This is a genomic window from Bilifractor sp. HCP3S3_D3 (assembly GCF_052063915.1).
Classification (GTDB): Bacteria; Bacillota; Clostridia; order Lachnospirales; family Lachnospiraceae; genus Bilifractor.
In genome coordinates this window covers 80144-95152 of the sequence record NZ_JBQHWP010000001.1, presented here as the reverse complement: position 1 = coordinate 95152, position 15009 = coordinate 80144, and the positions used below count along the sequence as shown (strand labels likewise).

The 15009-nt window shown below is 51.1% G+C and carries 12 protein-coding genes; 9 read left to right on the top strand and 3 right to left on the bottom strand.

Annotation, left to right across the window (positions count from 1 at the left end):
* Window positions 1-296: 296 nt before the first annotated feature.
* Window positions 297-1409: a redox-regulated ATPase YchF gene (ychF, locus tag ACTNDI_RS00400; protein WP_441098783.1), complete on the top strand. Its 1113-nt coding sequence runs from the start codon at window positions 297-299 to the stop codon at window positions 1407-1409.
* Window positions 1410-1618: 209 nt separating this feature from the next.
* On the opposite strand, the gene ACTNDI_RS00395 is transcribed toward ychF, so the two are convergent.
* The 3 genes from ACTNDI_RS00395 to ACTNDI_RS00385 form a co-directional block, all read right to left on the bottom strand.
* On the bottom strand, window positions 1619-3046 hold the full coding sequence (locus ACTNDI_RS00395; RefSeq protein WP_441098782.1) for a sensor histidine kinase: 1428 nt from the start codon (window positions 3044-3046) through the stop codon (window positions 1619-1621).
* 248 nt (window positions 3047-3294) lie between these two features.
* Window positions 3295-3966, bottom strand: coding sequence for a response regulator transcription factor (locus tag ACTNDI_RS00390; protein ID WP_441098781.1), 672 nt, complete (start codon window positions 3964-3966; stop codon window positions 3295-3297).
* 141 nt (window positions 3967-4107) lie between these two features.
* Window positions 4108-5373 carry a hypothetical protein gene (locus ACTNDI_RS00385; protein WP_441098780.1) on the bottom strand — a complete coding sequence of 422 codons (1266 nt, stop codon included), beginning with the start codon at window positions 5371-5373 and terminating at the stop codon, window positions 4108-4110.
* A gap of 241 nt (window positions 5374-5614) precedes the next feature.
* Here ACTNDI_RS00385 and ACTNDI_RS00380 point away from each other — a divergent pair, with 241 nt between their 5' ends.
* The 8 genes from ACTNDI_RS00380 to mraY all read left to right on the top strand — a co-directional run bounded on the left by ACTNDI_RS00380 (window position 5615) and on the right by mraY (window position 14892).
* Entirely contained in the window at window positions 5615-7120 is a 1506-nt protein-coding gene (locus tag ACTNDI_RS00380) for a MurT ligase domain-containing protein (protein WP_441098779.1), read from the top strand.
* 21 nt (window positions 7121-7141) lie between these two features.
* Window positions 7142-7897 carry a type 1 glutamine amidotransferase gene (locus tag ACTNDI_RS00375; RefSeq protein WP_441098778.1) on the top strand — a complete coding sequence of 252 codons (756 nt, stop codon included), beginning with the start codon at window positions 7142-7144 and terminating at the stop codon, window positions 7895-7897.
* Between the two features lie 91 nt (window positions 7898-7988).
* Entirely contained in the window at window positions 7989-8888 is a 900-nt protein-coding gene (locus ACTNDI_RS00370; RefSeq protein WP_441098777.1) for a cation diffusion facilitator family transporter, read from the top strand.
* Between the two features lie 397 nt (window positions 8889-9285).
* On the top strand, window positions 9286-9717 hold the full coding sequence (gene mraZ / locus ACTNDI_RS00365) for a division/cell wall cluster transcriptional repressor MraZ (protein ID WP_441098926.1): 432 nt from the start codon (window positions 9286-9288) through the stop codon (window positions 9715-9717).
* A 22-nt stretch (window positions 9718-9739) separates the two neighbouring features.
* Entirely contained in the window at window positions 9740-10684 is a 945-nt protein-coding gene (gene rsmH, locus ACTNDI_RS00360) for a 16S rRNA (cytosine(1402)-N(4))-methyltransferase RsmH (protein ID WP_441098776.1), read from the top strand.
* A 25-nt stretch (window positions 10685-10709) separates the two neighbouring features.
* The gene (locus ACTNDI_RS00355) at window positions 10710-11246 is read left to right on the top strand and encodes a hypothetical protein (RefSeq protein ID WP_441098775.1); all 537 of its coding nucleotides are present in this window, start codon (window positions 10710-10712) and stop codon (window positions 11244-11246) included.
* A 271-nt stretch (window positions 11247-11517) separates the two neighbouring features.
* Window positions 11518-13785, top strand: a complete 2268-nt coding sequence (locus tag ACTNDI_RS00350) for a peptidoglycan D,D-transpeptidase FtsI family protein (RefSeq protein ID WP_441098774.1) — start codon at window positions 11518-11520, stop codon at window positions 13783-13785.
* A gap of 156 nt (window positions 13786-13941) precedes the next feature.
* Window positions 13942-14892: a phospho-N-acetylmuramoyl-pentapeptide-transferase gene (mraY, locus tag ACTNDI_RS00345; protein WP_441098773.1), complete on the top strand. Its 951-nt coding sequence runs from the start codon at window positions 13942-13944 to the stop codon at window positions 14890-14892.
* Window positions 14893-15009 lie beyond the last annotated feature (117 nt).

Genomic DNA, 15009 nt, shown 5'->3' with positions numbered 1-15009 from the left:
AACAGTGAGCCGCAGCCGAATGCGAAGTATTCGTGTGCGGCGAGCGTCGCGATAGCGAGATAAAACTCGCGCAGCGTGTTTTATCTCGTTGTCAGAAGGTCTTTATTGATATAGCGGAGGAAGGCTGCAGAATCCCGACGATCTATCAGACGGGGATTACTCTTTTTTATCTGCCGGAATTCGCAATCTAAGGCCAAGGACGATCTGTCTCGTGGCGCTTGTTGTGGCACCCGATAAATTTAGCAAGGAGCCAAAAGCCCGTAAATATAAGGATTTTTAAGGAGATATAGAAGAAAATGAAACTAGGTATCGTCGGACTTCCGAATGTTGGTAAAAGCACTCTGTTTAATGCGCTGACCCAGGCAGGGGCAGAAATGGCGAATTATCCGTTCTGCACCATTGATCCAAATGTCGGCGTTGTGCCTGTTCCGGATGAGAGACTGAAGCTGCTTGGCGACTTCTTTCATTCCAAGAAGGTGACACCGGCAGTTGTCGAGTTCGTGGATATCGCCGGACTGGTAAAGGGCGCATCGAAGGGAGAAGGCCTGGGCAATCAGTTCCTCGCGAATATCCGTGAGTGCGACGCGATCGTTCATGTCGTCAGATGCTTTGAGGATCCGAATGTCATCCATGTAGATGGAAGTGTTGATCCGACCCGTGATATCGAGACCATTGATCTGGAGCTGATCTTCGCGGATCTCGAGGTACTGGAGAGAAGAATCGCGAAGACGACCAAGGCGGCCCGCATCGGCGACAAATCCGTCAAGACGGAGCTTGAGATGCTTCTGGCCCTGAAGGCGCACCTGGAGGATGGCAAGGATGCGATTTCGTTTGATCTGGAGCCTTACCGGGACGAGGAGAGTGTTCTGACCGCCTTTAATGAGCTGAATCTCCTGACCGCGAAGCCGGTGATCTATGCGGCAAATGTCGCGGAGGACGATCTTGCGGACGACGGCGCTTCCAATCCCCATGTTCAGGCGGTGCGGGAGTACGCGAAGGCGAAGAACAGCGAGGTCTTCGTGGTGAGTGCGGAGATCGAGGCGGAGATGTCCGAGATGAGCGAAGAGGATAAGGAGATGTTCCTTGAGGACCTCGGCGTGAAATCATCCGGAATGGACAAGCTGATTCAGGCCTCCTACCGCACGCTCGGTCTGATGAGCTTCCTGACCGGAGGTGAGGACGAGACCCGTGCGTGGACCATACGAATCGGCACAAAGGCACCGCAGGCGGCCGGAAAAATTCACACCGACTTTGAGCGCGGCTTCATCAAGGCGGAGGTCATTAATTACAAGGAGCTTCTGGACTGCGGTTCGTACGCGGCGGCACGTGAGAAGGGCCTGGTCCGCATGGAGGGCAAGGATTACGTCGTAAAGGACGGCGATGTGATTATTTTCCGTTTCAATGTATAAAGCAATCTCCCGAAGAGGGCCTTTTTAAGATCAGGCCAGACTTCGGGAGATTTTTTTACGCGAACAGTGAGCCGCAGCCGAATGCGAAGTATTCGTGTGCGGCGAGCGTCGCGATAGCGAGATAAAACTCGCGCAGCGTGTTTTATCTCGTTGTGTGAACAGGCGGGCAGTTGTCAGGAATCTGCTGCCTTCTTCAGCCGGGAAAAGTCTCAAAGAGTTACGTGGAAGGAGATATCCGGTTTCTTGTAGCTGATGAAGATCTTGCCGTGGTGGTTTTCTACGATCTGCTTTGCCATGGAAAGGCCGATGCCGTAGCCGGATTTTTTGCTGTTGTGTGAGGTGTCCTCGCGGTAAAAACGGTCGAAAAAGCGGGTGTAATCTGTACCTTCGCCATCTGCGTAGGTATTGGTTACGGTGAGATGGATGCCCTTGCCGTGATTTCTCGGATGCAGGGTGAGGAAGACGGTGCCGCCTTCGTCACAATATTTCGCGGCGTTGTCCAGTAGGATATTGAACAGCTCTGAGAGTGCACTCTGATCTCCGGTAAAGTGAAGCTCGTCGTCGATCACGGTTTCGAGACGCTTGCCCTGCTGTTCGATGACCGGCCGGAAGTTTTCTGCGGATTGTCTTGAGACTGCTGACAGATTCATGTCTTCCGGATGCTTGAAACTGGTTTCCTGCATCCTGGTAAGGGTGATCAGGTTGTTCACAAGACCGGTCAGGCGGGAAACCTGGTTGCGGATGCTGGTGGTCCACTCATTTTTTCCGTTGATCATCTCCAGGACCTCGGCATTGGCGGAGATCACAGTGAGCGGCGTCTTCAGCTCGTGTCCGGCATTGGTGATGAACTGTTTCTGGCTTTCGATGTTGCGGGCGATGGGCTGTACGACTTTCCGCGAGATGAAGGTGATGATAATCAGAAAAACAATCGTGCAGAATATGGCGAAGATGATCGAGTACCGGGAGAACATCTGAAAAGAACGATAATCGTTTGTGGAATCCATGAAAACGAGAATATAGGTTCCGTCTTCAGCGGGCTGTCCGTAATAGGAATAGATCATCTGGTTGTAATGGATCATTCCGCTGTTCTGACCGGATGCATAGCAGGATTCGGCAAAGCTGCGGGTTTCTTCCTCTGTGAGAGAGGAAATATGGTCGTTTTTCATGGTGAGAATGTGACCCTCTGCATCAAAAATTGCGGAAAAATACCGGATCTGATAGCTGCTCTCGGGGGTCAGCTCCAGATATTCTGTCTTTGTGCTGTCCGGACCGATTTTCAGAGCACGGAAATATTCGCGAAGCCTGTACAGAATGGAGTTGATGTTGATGGTGATACCGGTTTCGCCTGATGTCGAAGACGAAGAGCCGGATACCGTACCGCTTTCCGATGAGACATCCGGGGAGGCGTCGTAATCGTGGTAATCCGGGTCGTTCTTTTTCAGATAATCTTTGTATTCATTGAGCGTGATGGATGGAAGCTCGCCGCCGTTGTCCGCGATATATTGCAGCTCATCGTGTATATCGGACGATCTGTTCAGATAATTGAACAGGTTGACGGGGATGAGCAGAAGAACCATCAGGATGATGATGGCAAGGGTAGAATAAAGGATGAACTGGTGCTGTAATTTCTTGATCATTCCGGACTCCCTTTCAAAGTAAACTGCCATACGATAAATTGCGCCACATACGGTATAAGCTGCGGAATTGCTCCGCGCTTTGCACTCCCGCAATCCCACAGATAACCGGCTTTGTCGGTCTGCTGCGGCGTTCACCCCACCGCTTCACACTTTGTGTCAGCGGGTGTGGCTCGCTGCCGGGACACATTCCATTATGTGCCTCTTGCGCGTTTATTTAAGTGCCTGGGGCGGTCGGCCCGCTTCGCTGATTATCTGAATTGACGCAGCACGTAGGTTCCGCCGTGTTCACCGGCGATTTCAATATCAGCCCGGATTGCCTGAAGCTTGTTGCGCAGATAGCAGACATATACCCATACGATCTCCGGATCCTTATCAGTATTATCGCTCCAGATATGGTCGAGGAGTTCCTGCGTCGTCAGCTCTTTTCCTGCGTTCAGCATGAAAAATTCCATCATCTTTGTCTCTTTGCCGGCCAGGCGTATGGAGTTGTGACTGGAGAGCTCCTGCTCATCGGTATTCAGCGTGACATCTCCGAGGCGAAGCTGCTTTGGGGTGTAGGACTCGGAGCGGCGGGTGAGTGAGCGGATCCGGGCGAGAAGCTCGCCCATTGCAAAGGGTTTGGTCAGATAGTCGTCGGCACCGGCGTCCAGACCGGTGATACGGTCGTCAATTTCTGCCTTCGCCGTGAGCATGATAACGGGCGTCACGTTGCCACGGCTCCGCAGAACCCTCAGGGCTTCGATCCCGTCCATCTTCGGCATCATGATGTCAAAGATCATGCAGTCATAAGGGGCAGCCGCTGCTTTTTGTACGGCTGCTTCACCGTCATAAACTGCGTCAATTTCGTAACCTGCGTGTGAGAGAACCGCGACCAGTGCGCGGGAGAGATCCGGTTCATCTTCTGCCAGTAATAATTTCATTCTATCTATATGGCTCCTTTCTGCTGTTATCTTGCTGCGTCGCCCATCGGGTCCGGGATGCTCATGATCGGGCATGAGGTGCCTGACAGGCCTGAAATTTCCATCGGGTCTGATGCATGTCAGGCAGACGGGCTCTTTGTCTTACTGCTCTTTAGCGGAGCCTCCGTTGATCAGAGCGCGGATCGTCTGCATAGAGACGTCGCAGGACGCCAGTTCATCCGCGCACCGCTTCAGTTCAGAGGTGATCATCGAAGCATTGGATATGTTCTGCTTGTACTTGAGCTGGTGTTCCAGACTTGCCCACATGTCCATCGCAATGGTCCGGAGCTGAATCTCGACATAGTATTCTCCCGGGAAATTTCCGCGGACATCCTCATACGGAACGGCAGCCTTCAGAATCATATGGTAACTCCGGTAACCGTTTGGCTTGGCGTTTCGGATGTAATCCTTTTCTGTTATAACAGTCAGATCAGAGGATGCTTTCAGGTGACGTATGATGGCGTAGATGTCGTCGATGAATCGGGTCACGATGCGGATACCGATTGCATCAGTGATGACATTGAGCGCGGAATCGGGTGTCTCGGGCAAACCTTTCCGTCTGCATTTCTCACGCATGCTTTCCTCGCTCTTGATCCTGGCACTGAGATGTTCATAGATACCTTCGCCCTTCTCGGAACGAAAACTGTCGTTATAGGCGCGGATGCGGTCGGTCATGCTGTCCATCACAAACTTCAGCGCGGACTTATATTTTCCGTAAACGGAGTCTTCCGTATCCGCGGTCTGCGGCTCCGGCCCGGCGTCCTTCGTATCCGTGGTCTGCGGCTCCGGCCCGGCGCCCTTCGTATCCGCACTCTGCGGCTTCGGCCCGGCGTCCTTCGTATCCGCACTCTGCGGCTCCGGCTCGGCGTCTGTCGCGTCAGTGCATCTTGTCTGAACCCAGTAGGCACCCATGCTCTGACCGGGCTTTCCGGTGACTTCGTCATTGAGATAGGCGGAAAGATCCGTATCTTCCGGTTTCCAGGAAAGAGCAGCTTCCACGGTCGGGAATTCGATTTCAGCGTACCAGAATTCCGTTTTCTGCCCCTCGTCGACATGGTTTACTTCGAGATGGCTGCCGTCCGGAAGCAGATATGTCCTCCGGATTTTCGGGATCAGAGGGAGCTGGATGAGATCCTCCAGCTGTATGAATTTGTCTTCTGAGATGGAAAGCTCGATCTCTTTTCTGGCAAGTGTCCCTGAGGATTTGAAGCAGAGAATATAATCCGTATCTCCTCCACTTCTGGATTCCTCCCGGATCCGGACGGTCGGCGTGACCGAGAGATATCCCTGACGCATCCGATATTCAAAAAGAAGAGGGAAGGGCTTCTCCGGCCAACCCTTTACCATCCATTTTCTTTCAATTTCCATATAATGTGCCTCATTTCTGCAGGTTCTGTATTCTGGATTATAGCAGCTGTTTCCTCTGCGATTTTATTTTAACATGGAAATGAAAGGATTGTGTGAAATAATAATCACGGTCTCCGAAATCTTGAAAACATGCGGGGCATGTGCTATGGTAAGGTTGTTTTTTACGTTGATCCAGGGAAAAAGGCACCTTACCCGCACGGGGAAGTGTACTTTCATGACTATATAATAAGGAAGAAGAACTATGGCAAATCTGTTAAAAACCATGCTTGCCGTCGGGGCATGCAAGGCATCGAGGACGGCACTCCGGATGATGCACCGGGGAGGCACGACGACGCCGGGCCGGCTGGCGATGAAGATCGATGGTGATATTCTGGAGACGGTTTCCCGGGACATGGAAATCATTGTGGTGACCGGAACAAACGGGAAGACGACGACTTCGAATATGATCGATCACGCGCTTTCGGGCAGCGGCAGAGAGGTGCTTGCGAATAAGTCCGGGGCAAATCTGCTTCCTGGCGTTACGGCGGAGTTTACCTCGAACGCGACGGCGACAGGCAGACCGAAAAAGCACTATGCAGTGATTGAATGCGATGAGGGCGCCCTCAAACAGGTCGTCCCGAGGATACATCCGAAGGTGATTGTCGTGACGAATCTTTTCCGTGATCAGCTGGACCGGTACGGTGAGGTCATGCATACGCTTGAGGAGATACGTAAGGGAATCCGCCTGGTTCCGGACGCGATTCTCTGTCTGAACGCCGATGATTCCCTGACGGCATCTCTGGCGCTCGGCGTTCCGAACCCGGTGACGTATTTCGGTATCGACTGTCCCGTCGGAGAACAGAAAAATGTGGAGATTTCTGACGCAAGATATTGTATCCGGTGCGGCACAGAGTATGAGTATGATTACCATACCTATGCGCATCTGGGAGGGTTCCGCTGTCCGAAATGCGGATACCGCAGGATCCGTCCGGCGGTTGCCGTGACCGGGATCGAGAAGGTATCTTCCTCAGGGAGTGTTGTGCGGATGCGGTTCGGAGCAGACGGGAGTACGGACGCCGCCGCAGAAGATGGCAGGATCAGAGGAACAGCCGACGGGACAGAAGGCGGAAGGGACAAAAGCAACGCTGCCGGGGCAGAGGAAGGCAAGGGCAGAGACACCGCCACAGAGACAGAGCAGGAGGTCACGATCGGGCTCCCGGCTGTCTATAATATCTATAACGGTGCAGCCGCGATCGCCGCATATCAGGCAGCGGGCTTTGACCGTAAGGAGATCGTCACTTCGCTGGCGGACGTGCACAGCAGTTTCGGCAGAATGGAAACCTTCCGGCTCGGAGAAGTTCCGGTTCAGATGATTCTGGTGAAGAATCCGGCCGGGTGCAATCAGGCCTTATCTTATCTCTCCGGACTCGGTGAGGATTACCAGGCGGTCTTCTGCCTGAATGACCGGACTGCGGACGGACATGATATCTCCTGGATCTGGGATGCGGATTTTGAAAAGGTCTGTCGGGATCCGCATATGAGGCATGCTTTTGTTCTGGGAGACAGAGCGGACGACATGCGCCTGAGGCTGAAGTACGCGGACGCTGAGGAAGAGGACATAGAGAAGGTGGCAGATAATGCGGCACTGATTGAAAAGCTGAAGAAAAGCACGGTTCCGGTATTTATTCTTCCGAATTATACATCCATGCTTTCTCTTCGGGCGGCGCTCGGAGCGATTACCGGGAAACAGGAATTCTGGAAAGGCTGACAAGGAGAGGAAGGTTGAGCTATGAGTGAATTGAAAATCTGCCATCTCTATCCGGAAGTGCTGAATCTGTACGGAGACCGCGGAAATATCCGGTGCATGCAGAAACGGCTGGAGTGGAGAGGCATTGACGCGAGCATTACGCGGGTCGGCCTTGGAGATCATGAGGATCTCTCCCAATATGATCTGTTCTTTATCGGCGGCGGCCAGGATTTTGAACAGGAGGTTCTTTTGAAGGACCTGAAGGCAGGAAAGGCGGACGCGATCCGTTCAGCCATTGAGGACGGAAAAACATTTCTGTGCATCTGCGGCGGTTACCAGATGCTCGGACATTACTATGAAACCTATGACGGAGTCAGATGTGAGTTTCTGGGCGCGGTTGATTTTTATACCAGGGGCGGAAGCACCCGGATGATTGATAATTATGCCTTCCGGCTGGATGCCTCCTGTGGCGGAAGCACGGTTGTCGGTTTTGAAAATCACAGCGGCAGAACATATCTGGGCAAGGGCGTGAAACCGCTCGGTACGGTTTTGAAGGGCTATGGAAACAACGGAGAAGATGGAACAGAGGGCGTGCACTACAGGAATGTTTTTGGTTCCTACAGCCATGGGCCGGTGCTGCCGAAGAACCCGGAGTTTTGCGATTTCCTGCTGAAAACGGCACTGGAACGGAAATATGGAAGCTTTGATCTGGAGCCGCTGGAGGATGCTTTTGAAAAACAGGCCCACGACAGCGTTCTTGCTGGCGTAAAGGCCGGCACCGCCGGAGCAGATGACTGAGCACATTTGGATTGAAAGAGCCCTGGAACCTGAGATGCCGGTGATCGGTGAGCTGGTATCGTGAGCTGGTATAAATTGGAGACATCTGTGTATGCAGGAGAAAAAACTGAAAATTGAAAAGCTCGCGATGCGGATCTCTTTTATCGGGACAGTGGCATTTGCTGCCGCCGAGTTCCTGATTTTTCTGATCGCGGGTTCGAGAGCGGTTCTGATGGACTTTGTCTTCGATTTCGTCGACGTGATTCTCATTGGACCGTTGATGGTTCTGATTCCGTTTCTTTATAAGCCGGCATCGGAACGGCATCCGTACGGGTACGGACAGGTGGAGTCGCTGTTTATTATCATGAAGTACCTCGCTCTGGTAATTGTGGATATCGATCTTCTGTACGACAATATCCGCACAATAATCGGCGGAGGGCAGATGATCGATGCCGGTGCCGTCTTTCTGTATGAGATGATTTCGAGCATCGGCACGCTGGCGATGTGCCTGGTTCTGAAGCACCTCAGCCGCAAGTATGAGTCCATGATCATCGAAGCGGAGATCTACTCCTGGAAAATTTATGTATATACCAGCGCGGGACTTGCACTGGCCTTTCTTCTGACTATTTTCCTGAAGAAAACGCTGTATGCATTTGTCACGCCCTACATGGATCCGGTGATTGCGTCGGTGATGGCGATTGTCCTGATCATCCGTCCGATTCGGGAAATCGCGGCAAATACCCGGAATCTTCTGCTGTTCTCGGCACCGCCGGAGACCGTTGAGGAGGTACGTGCGGTAGCTGAGGAGGAGCTGCGGAAATATTCATGTGATATTAACTTCCTCGAGGTTATCCAGACCGGAAGAAAGACCTGGGTGGAGATTTACATTGACAGTGAATCGGATGTTGTGGTTCTGCGTCATCTGCATCTGATTCGTGACGCGATTCGGGAGAAACTAAAGGATAAATTTGATCAGTATTATGTGGAGCTGATACCGGATATTCCGAATTGACCGAAGAAGATGTTGTGGAGAAAGCCTTGCCTCTGACATTGATTCTATTGAGCGGTTGGAATCATAGCCATGGTTAAGCCTGGCGCCATCAACGATCCGGCGCAGCGTACGATTTACAGAAGGACACTGCTGCCTGAAAGTGGCAGCTTCGCTACATCATGTATCAGATCTGCGATAAGACACAAAATAGACCGGCCCTGTAACGGGGCCGGTTTTTTGGCTTGGCTTTTTCACATAATTTTCGCGAAAATCGGTTGATTTTTAGAGGACGCAAGACTAAAATGGGAACATAGGTGGTGATTTGTGGTGAATTGTGGTAGAAAAGGGAGACCAGAACGCTTCTTGGGGAGGAAGTGGAGGATTCTCTGCCGCGGTCACGAATGAGGTTATTGTTTCTATGTTCATGGGTGAGTACAGCCATACAATTGATAGCAAAGGAAGACTGATCATCCCATCCAAGTTCAGGGAGGAGCTTGGGGAGAACTTTGTCCTGACAAGAGGATTGGATGGATGTCTGTCGATCTATCCGGCTGCATCGTGGAAAGCCTTCGAGAAGAAACTGGCCGAATTGCCACTTACAAGTAAAGATGCAAGAACCTTCACCCGTTTCTTTGTCAGCGGAGCAACAGGCTGTGAACTGGACAAGCAGGGGAGAATTCTCGTGCCGGGTACGCTGCGGGAATATGCAGGTCTGGAAAAGGATGTGATTCTGGCCGGGAACCTGGATCGCATTGAAGTCTGGAGCAAGGACCGGTGGGCGGATAACAACGATTACGAAGACATGGATGCCATTGCGAAGGGACTGCAGGATATTGGAGTGTCAATCTGAAGTCTGATGCAGGAGCTGGGATATGGAATTCAGTCATAAATCGGTATTGTTAAATGAGACCATCGAGAATCTGAAGATTAAGCCTGACGGAATCTACGTGGACGGCACATTAGGGGGTGGCGGACACGCATTTGAAGTTTGCAAGCGTCTTACAGGTGGGGGAAGACTCATCGGGATTGATCAGGATGCTGACGCGATTGAGGCGGCCGGGAATCGTCTTATGGAATATAAGGATCGGGTAACGATTCTTCGGGGCAACTATCACGAGATGAAAAGCATGCTGACAGATCAGGGCATTGCCGGCGCAGACGGTATATTGCTGGATCTTGGTGTATCTTCGCACCAGCTGGATGATTCAAGCCGTGGATTTACCTACCGGGCAGACGCCCCACTGGACATGAGAATGGACCAGAGGCGTGAGCTTTCTGCTTATACGGTCGTAAACACCTACAGCAAAGAGCAGTTGTATCAAGTGATTCGTGATTATGGTGAGGAGAAATTTGCCGAGAATATCGCCAAACATATCTGTCTGGAGCGGGAGAAAAAACCAATCCGGACAACCGGAGAACTTGCCGGTATCATCAAGGCCTCTATTCCGGCCAGAATGAGAGCGACAGGCGGACATCCGGCGAAGCGGACGTTTCAGGCGATCCGTATAGAGGTTAACGGTGAACTTGATGTTCTGAAGGATTCGCTGGACAGCATGATCGGTCTGCTGAATGAGGGCGGAAGAATCTGTGTGATTACGTTTCATTCTCTGGAGGACCGCATCGTCAAGAACATTTTTAAAAGAAATGAAAACCCGTGTATCTGTCCTCCGCAGTTTCCGGTCTGTGTATGCGGAAGAAAGTCAAAAGGTTTTGTAGTTACACGAAAGCCTATCGTTCCATCGGTAGAAGAAATGGAAGAAAATCCCCGCTCGAAGAGTGCCAAGCTCAGGGTATTCGAGAAGCGAAGCGCAGGATGATTCTCCTGAATACAGGATAACAGGAATGGCCAGAAGAAATACGAAATCATATACAAATGCAAAACGAAGGGTAAATTCGATAAAATCGGGTTCGGCAAAGTACTACAGACTGCAGGAATCATATGAAGACGGTAATGCCGTCCGAAGTTTCGAGGAAGAGACAGAGGAGGACATTATTGAGGAGGTAAAGCCGAAGGTGAGTGAGCGGACAAAGAGCAACCGCGCCAGGGCGAAGAATATGAGCGCCGGATATGTTCTTTTTCTTTCCGCAGTATGTATCGTCACGGTTTTTCTCTGCATTCATTATCTGCAGCTCCGCTCTGATCTGACCAATCAGACAGAGGAAATCGCCTCGATGCAGAATGCGCTCAGTCAGCTTAAAGCGGATAATGACGCATATTACAAGGAAACCATGGCATCACTGTCGATGGATGATGTGAAAGATACGGCATTGAATAAGCTGAATATGCATTACGCAACGGAATCCCAGATTCGTTATTACAGCGCAGAGGATGAGAGCTATGTGCGTCAGTACCAGAACTTATCGGAAGACGATGGCTGATTCGGATGAGTCGGGAGAGAAAAACGACTGCGAATCACCGATGGATCCGGGATGCTGAATGGAAAACGAGACAGGCAGACATTATTATGTTATAATTTCAGAACCATGTGAATTGATCTGAGAAGACGCGCCGCTGTCGTCAGACAGTGCGTATCCGCGGCTTCCCAGATTAGTTCATATGGTTCTGATGTTTTTTGCACAGAAAAGTATATTCTGGGACTGCTTTTCTCGGGAAAAGACAGAACTGTGCGCCTGAAAAAGGAGATTTGATTTGAGCAGAAGAACGAATCGAAGAGAACGTCTGGAAAAGAGAAGAGAGCGACGCATGCGTCAGCGCCGGATCGGATACAGGACGAGCAGAAAGCTTGTGGGTCTGTTCCTTCTGGTTGTCCTATGCCTGGCGGGGCTTGCCCTTCGGATTACCTATATCAACGCCTCTCAGGGTGAGCGGTATGAAAGAATCGTGCAGACACAGGCACAGCAGCAGTACTCGAGCTCGACGATTCCTTATCGGAGAGGAGATATTACAGACCGGAACGGGACAATTCTGGCCTCAAGTGAGAAGGAGTACAATGTCATTCTGGACTGTAAGGTCGTGAATACTGAGGTGAACGGTCTGGACGGGACTTCCAGCCAGACATATCTGGAGCCTACGGTAAAGGCACTTGTCAATGTTCTGGGAATTGATGAGGCTTCGATTCGCAAGCTGCTTACGGATGATGAGACAAAGAACAGCCAGTATCAGATTCTGAAGAAAGGATTGTCCATCACGGACAAGCAAAAATTCGAAGAATACACAGATGTGACCAGCGAGGAAAATGCGAAACTCACCGATGAGGAGAAGGAAGAAAGGGAAGACATCAAGGGAGTCTGGTTTGAAGAAAATTATGTCCGGACGTATCCGCTGAATTCACTTGCCTGCGACACGATCGGCTTTACCTATGACGGCACAACCGCGGACTGGGGAATTGAAGGATACTACTCAGACATTCTCAACGGAGTCGACGGAAGACAGTATGGATATTACACCGATAACGCGGATGTAGAGCAGTCTACTATTGCCGCGAAGGACGGGGATAACGTCGTATCCACGATCGATGTTAATGTCCAGCAGATTATCCGTGACGCGCTGGAAGCGTATGAGAATGAGCAGGCAGATAATGAAGAGAAGAATAACGGCGCAAAAAATGTAGGTGTCGTTGTGATGGATCCGAACACTGGAGAAGTTCTGGGCCTGGATTCCGATAAATGGTATGACCTGAATAACCCGCGTGATCTGACTCCTTTCTATTCCGAGGAAGAGATCAAGAAGATGAGCAATGACGATATGATGGATGCTCTGAGCAATCTGTGGCAGAACTTTACCATATCAAATGCTTTTGAGCCGGGATCGGTTTACAAGCCGATCACTGTCGCAGAGGGATACACGACCGGAGTTCTGAATGATAATTCCACCTTTATCTGTGACGGGGGACAGCAGGTGGCCGATAAATATATTGCCTGCGAGGGCACTCACGGGCAGGTTACGGTTGACGAGGTAGTGAAGTATTCCTGCAACGATGCGCTGATGCAGATTGGCGCATTGATTGGCGAGAAGAACTTCCTCAAATACGACAACATCTTTAATTTCGGCATGAAGACCGGCATAGATCTTCCCGGGGAGAGCTCGGGCCTCCTGTTTGACGCGGATACCATGGGACCGGTCGAGCTGGCAACATCCTCCTTCGGGCAGGGATTCACTGTAACGATGATTCAGGAGGCCGCTGCGATCTCCGCAGCCATCAACGGCGGCTATTATTATAAACCGCACGTCGTTAAGCAGATCACGGATGAAAATGGTGCTGTGGTTCAGACCATTAACCCGGTTCTTGAAAGAAGGACGAACACCGAGGCGGTGAGTGAGAAGGTCCGGGAGGCCATGGGAACGATAATGGAGTATGGCGGAACCGGCTATGTGGCAAAAATTCCGGGCTACAGCATGGGAGGAAAAACAGGAACCGCAGAGACGCTTCCGCGGGGCAACAACAAGTATATTCTTTCCTTTATCGGATTTGCGCCGCTTGACGATCCGAAGGTTGTGGTCTATGTTACGGTTGATGAGCCGAACGCAGAGAATCAGGAATCTTCATGCTACGCCGAAAGCATTGCCCGGAACATCTTCACGGAGCTTCTTCCATATATGAATATCTTCCCGGATGAAGACGGGTACACTGCTTCAGATGTCGAGACAGGCTTTGTAACTACTGCGCAAATGATCAACAAGGAGTTCTCGATTGGCGAGAATGGCCCGATTTATACGACAACGGGAGGTTCAGCTTCCGGAAATGCCACACCTTCTGGAAATGGAGAGACGGATGCGTCTACGACGGAGGCGGGAGAAACTGTGACTGGCAATGATACAACCGTAGGAACGGCACAGGATGGAACGGATCTGCCGACCGTGGACATCGGTTCGGAGGATACCGAGAGCGGGAACGATTACTTTACCGATGGCGTCAGCAATGAAGACCTTTCAAATTACCTGGCGGAGAATCAGTAATGGAATATATCCCGCAGGCGGTTGACAGGATGCGCAAATTATGTAATATATGTGTACGGCACAAGGACTGCGAAAAAATAGTCGGAGTGTTAACTGACCGGGCTTTTTCGGGGCGCCGGTCAGTTATCATATGAAATCAGGAGTGGGAGACAGAATATGAGATGGATTGAATTTTTACCGGTATTTATAGCGTTTCTGGTGACTGCGGTCTGCACAGGACTGCTGATTCCTTTTTTGAATCGCAAAAAGGTAGATCAGACAGAACGGAAGGAGGGCGTTGCATCTCATCTGAAGAAGGCGGGAACACCGACGATGGGCGGTATTGCGATTATCGCGGGAATTCTTGTGGTGGCGCTTCTCTATTTCCGGTCAGAGCCGGCCATCGTCCCGATCATGATACTGACCTTTGGCTTCGGACTGGTAGGCTTTCTGGATGACTTTCTGAAGGTGGTACTTCACCGTTCCGACGGACTTATTGCATGGCAGAAGCTGATTCTTGAATTTGTTGTGACCGCCGTCTTTCTGTATGTGATGGTGCATGTGTACGGTGTTTCCCTTTCCATGCTCGTTCCGTTCAACACAGCGGCATCTGTCGATTTCGGGGCCTTCAGTATTCCATTCGCTTTTCTTGTGATTCTCGCGACGGTGAACGGTGTAAACTTCACCGACGGTCTGGACGGGCTTGCATCCTCCGTCACGATTGTGGTTGCACTGTTCTTCTCGGTATCGTCGATGATGCTTTCCGGCGGAATCACGCCCGTTACCTTTGCTGTGGTCGGCTCTCTGATGGGATTCCTTCTGTTCAACGCTTATCCGGCGAAGATCTTCATGGGAGATACCGGATCTCTGGCGCTGGGCGGCTTTGTTGCCGGGAGCGCGTATATGATGAAGATGCCGCTGTACATTCCGATTGTCGGATTTATCTATGCTTTTGAGCTGGTGTCTGTAGCGCTTCAGGTAACGTATTTCAAGCTGACCCACGGAAAACGGATCTTCAAGATGACGCCGATTCACCATCATTTCGAGCTTTGTGGATGGTCTGAGACCAGGATTGTGACAACCTTCACGATTATTACGGCTCTGCTCTGCCTCCTCGCCACAAAGTAATACGGCGAGTCAGGGTCAGGCGCAGCAAGACCGGTGAGTACAATGACAAAGCTGTTTTCCTGTCACAAAGTAATGCGGCGAGTCAGGACCGGCACAGGATTTATCAGAGGTAAATAT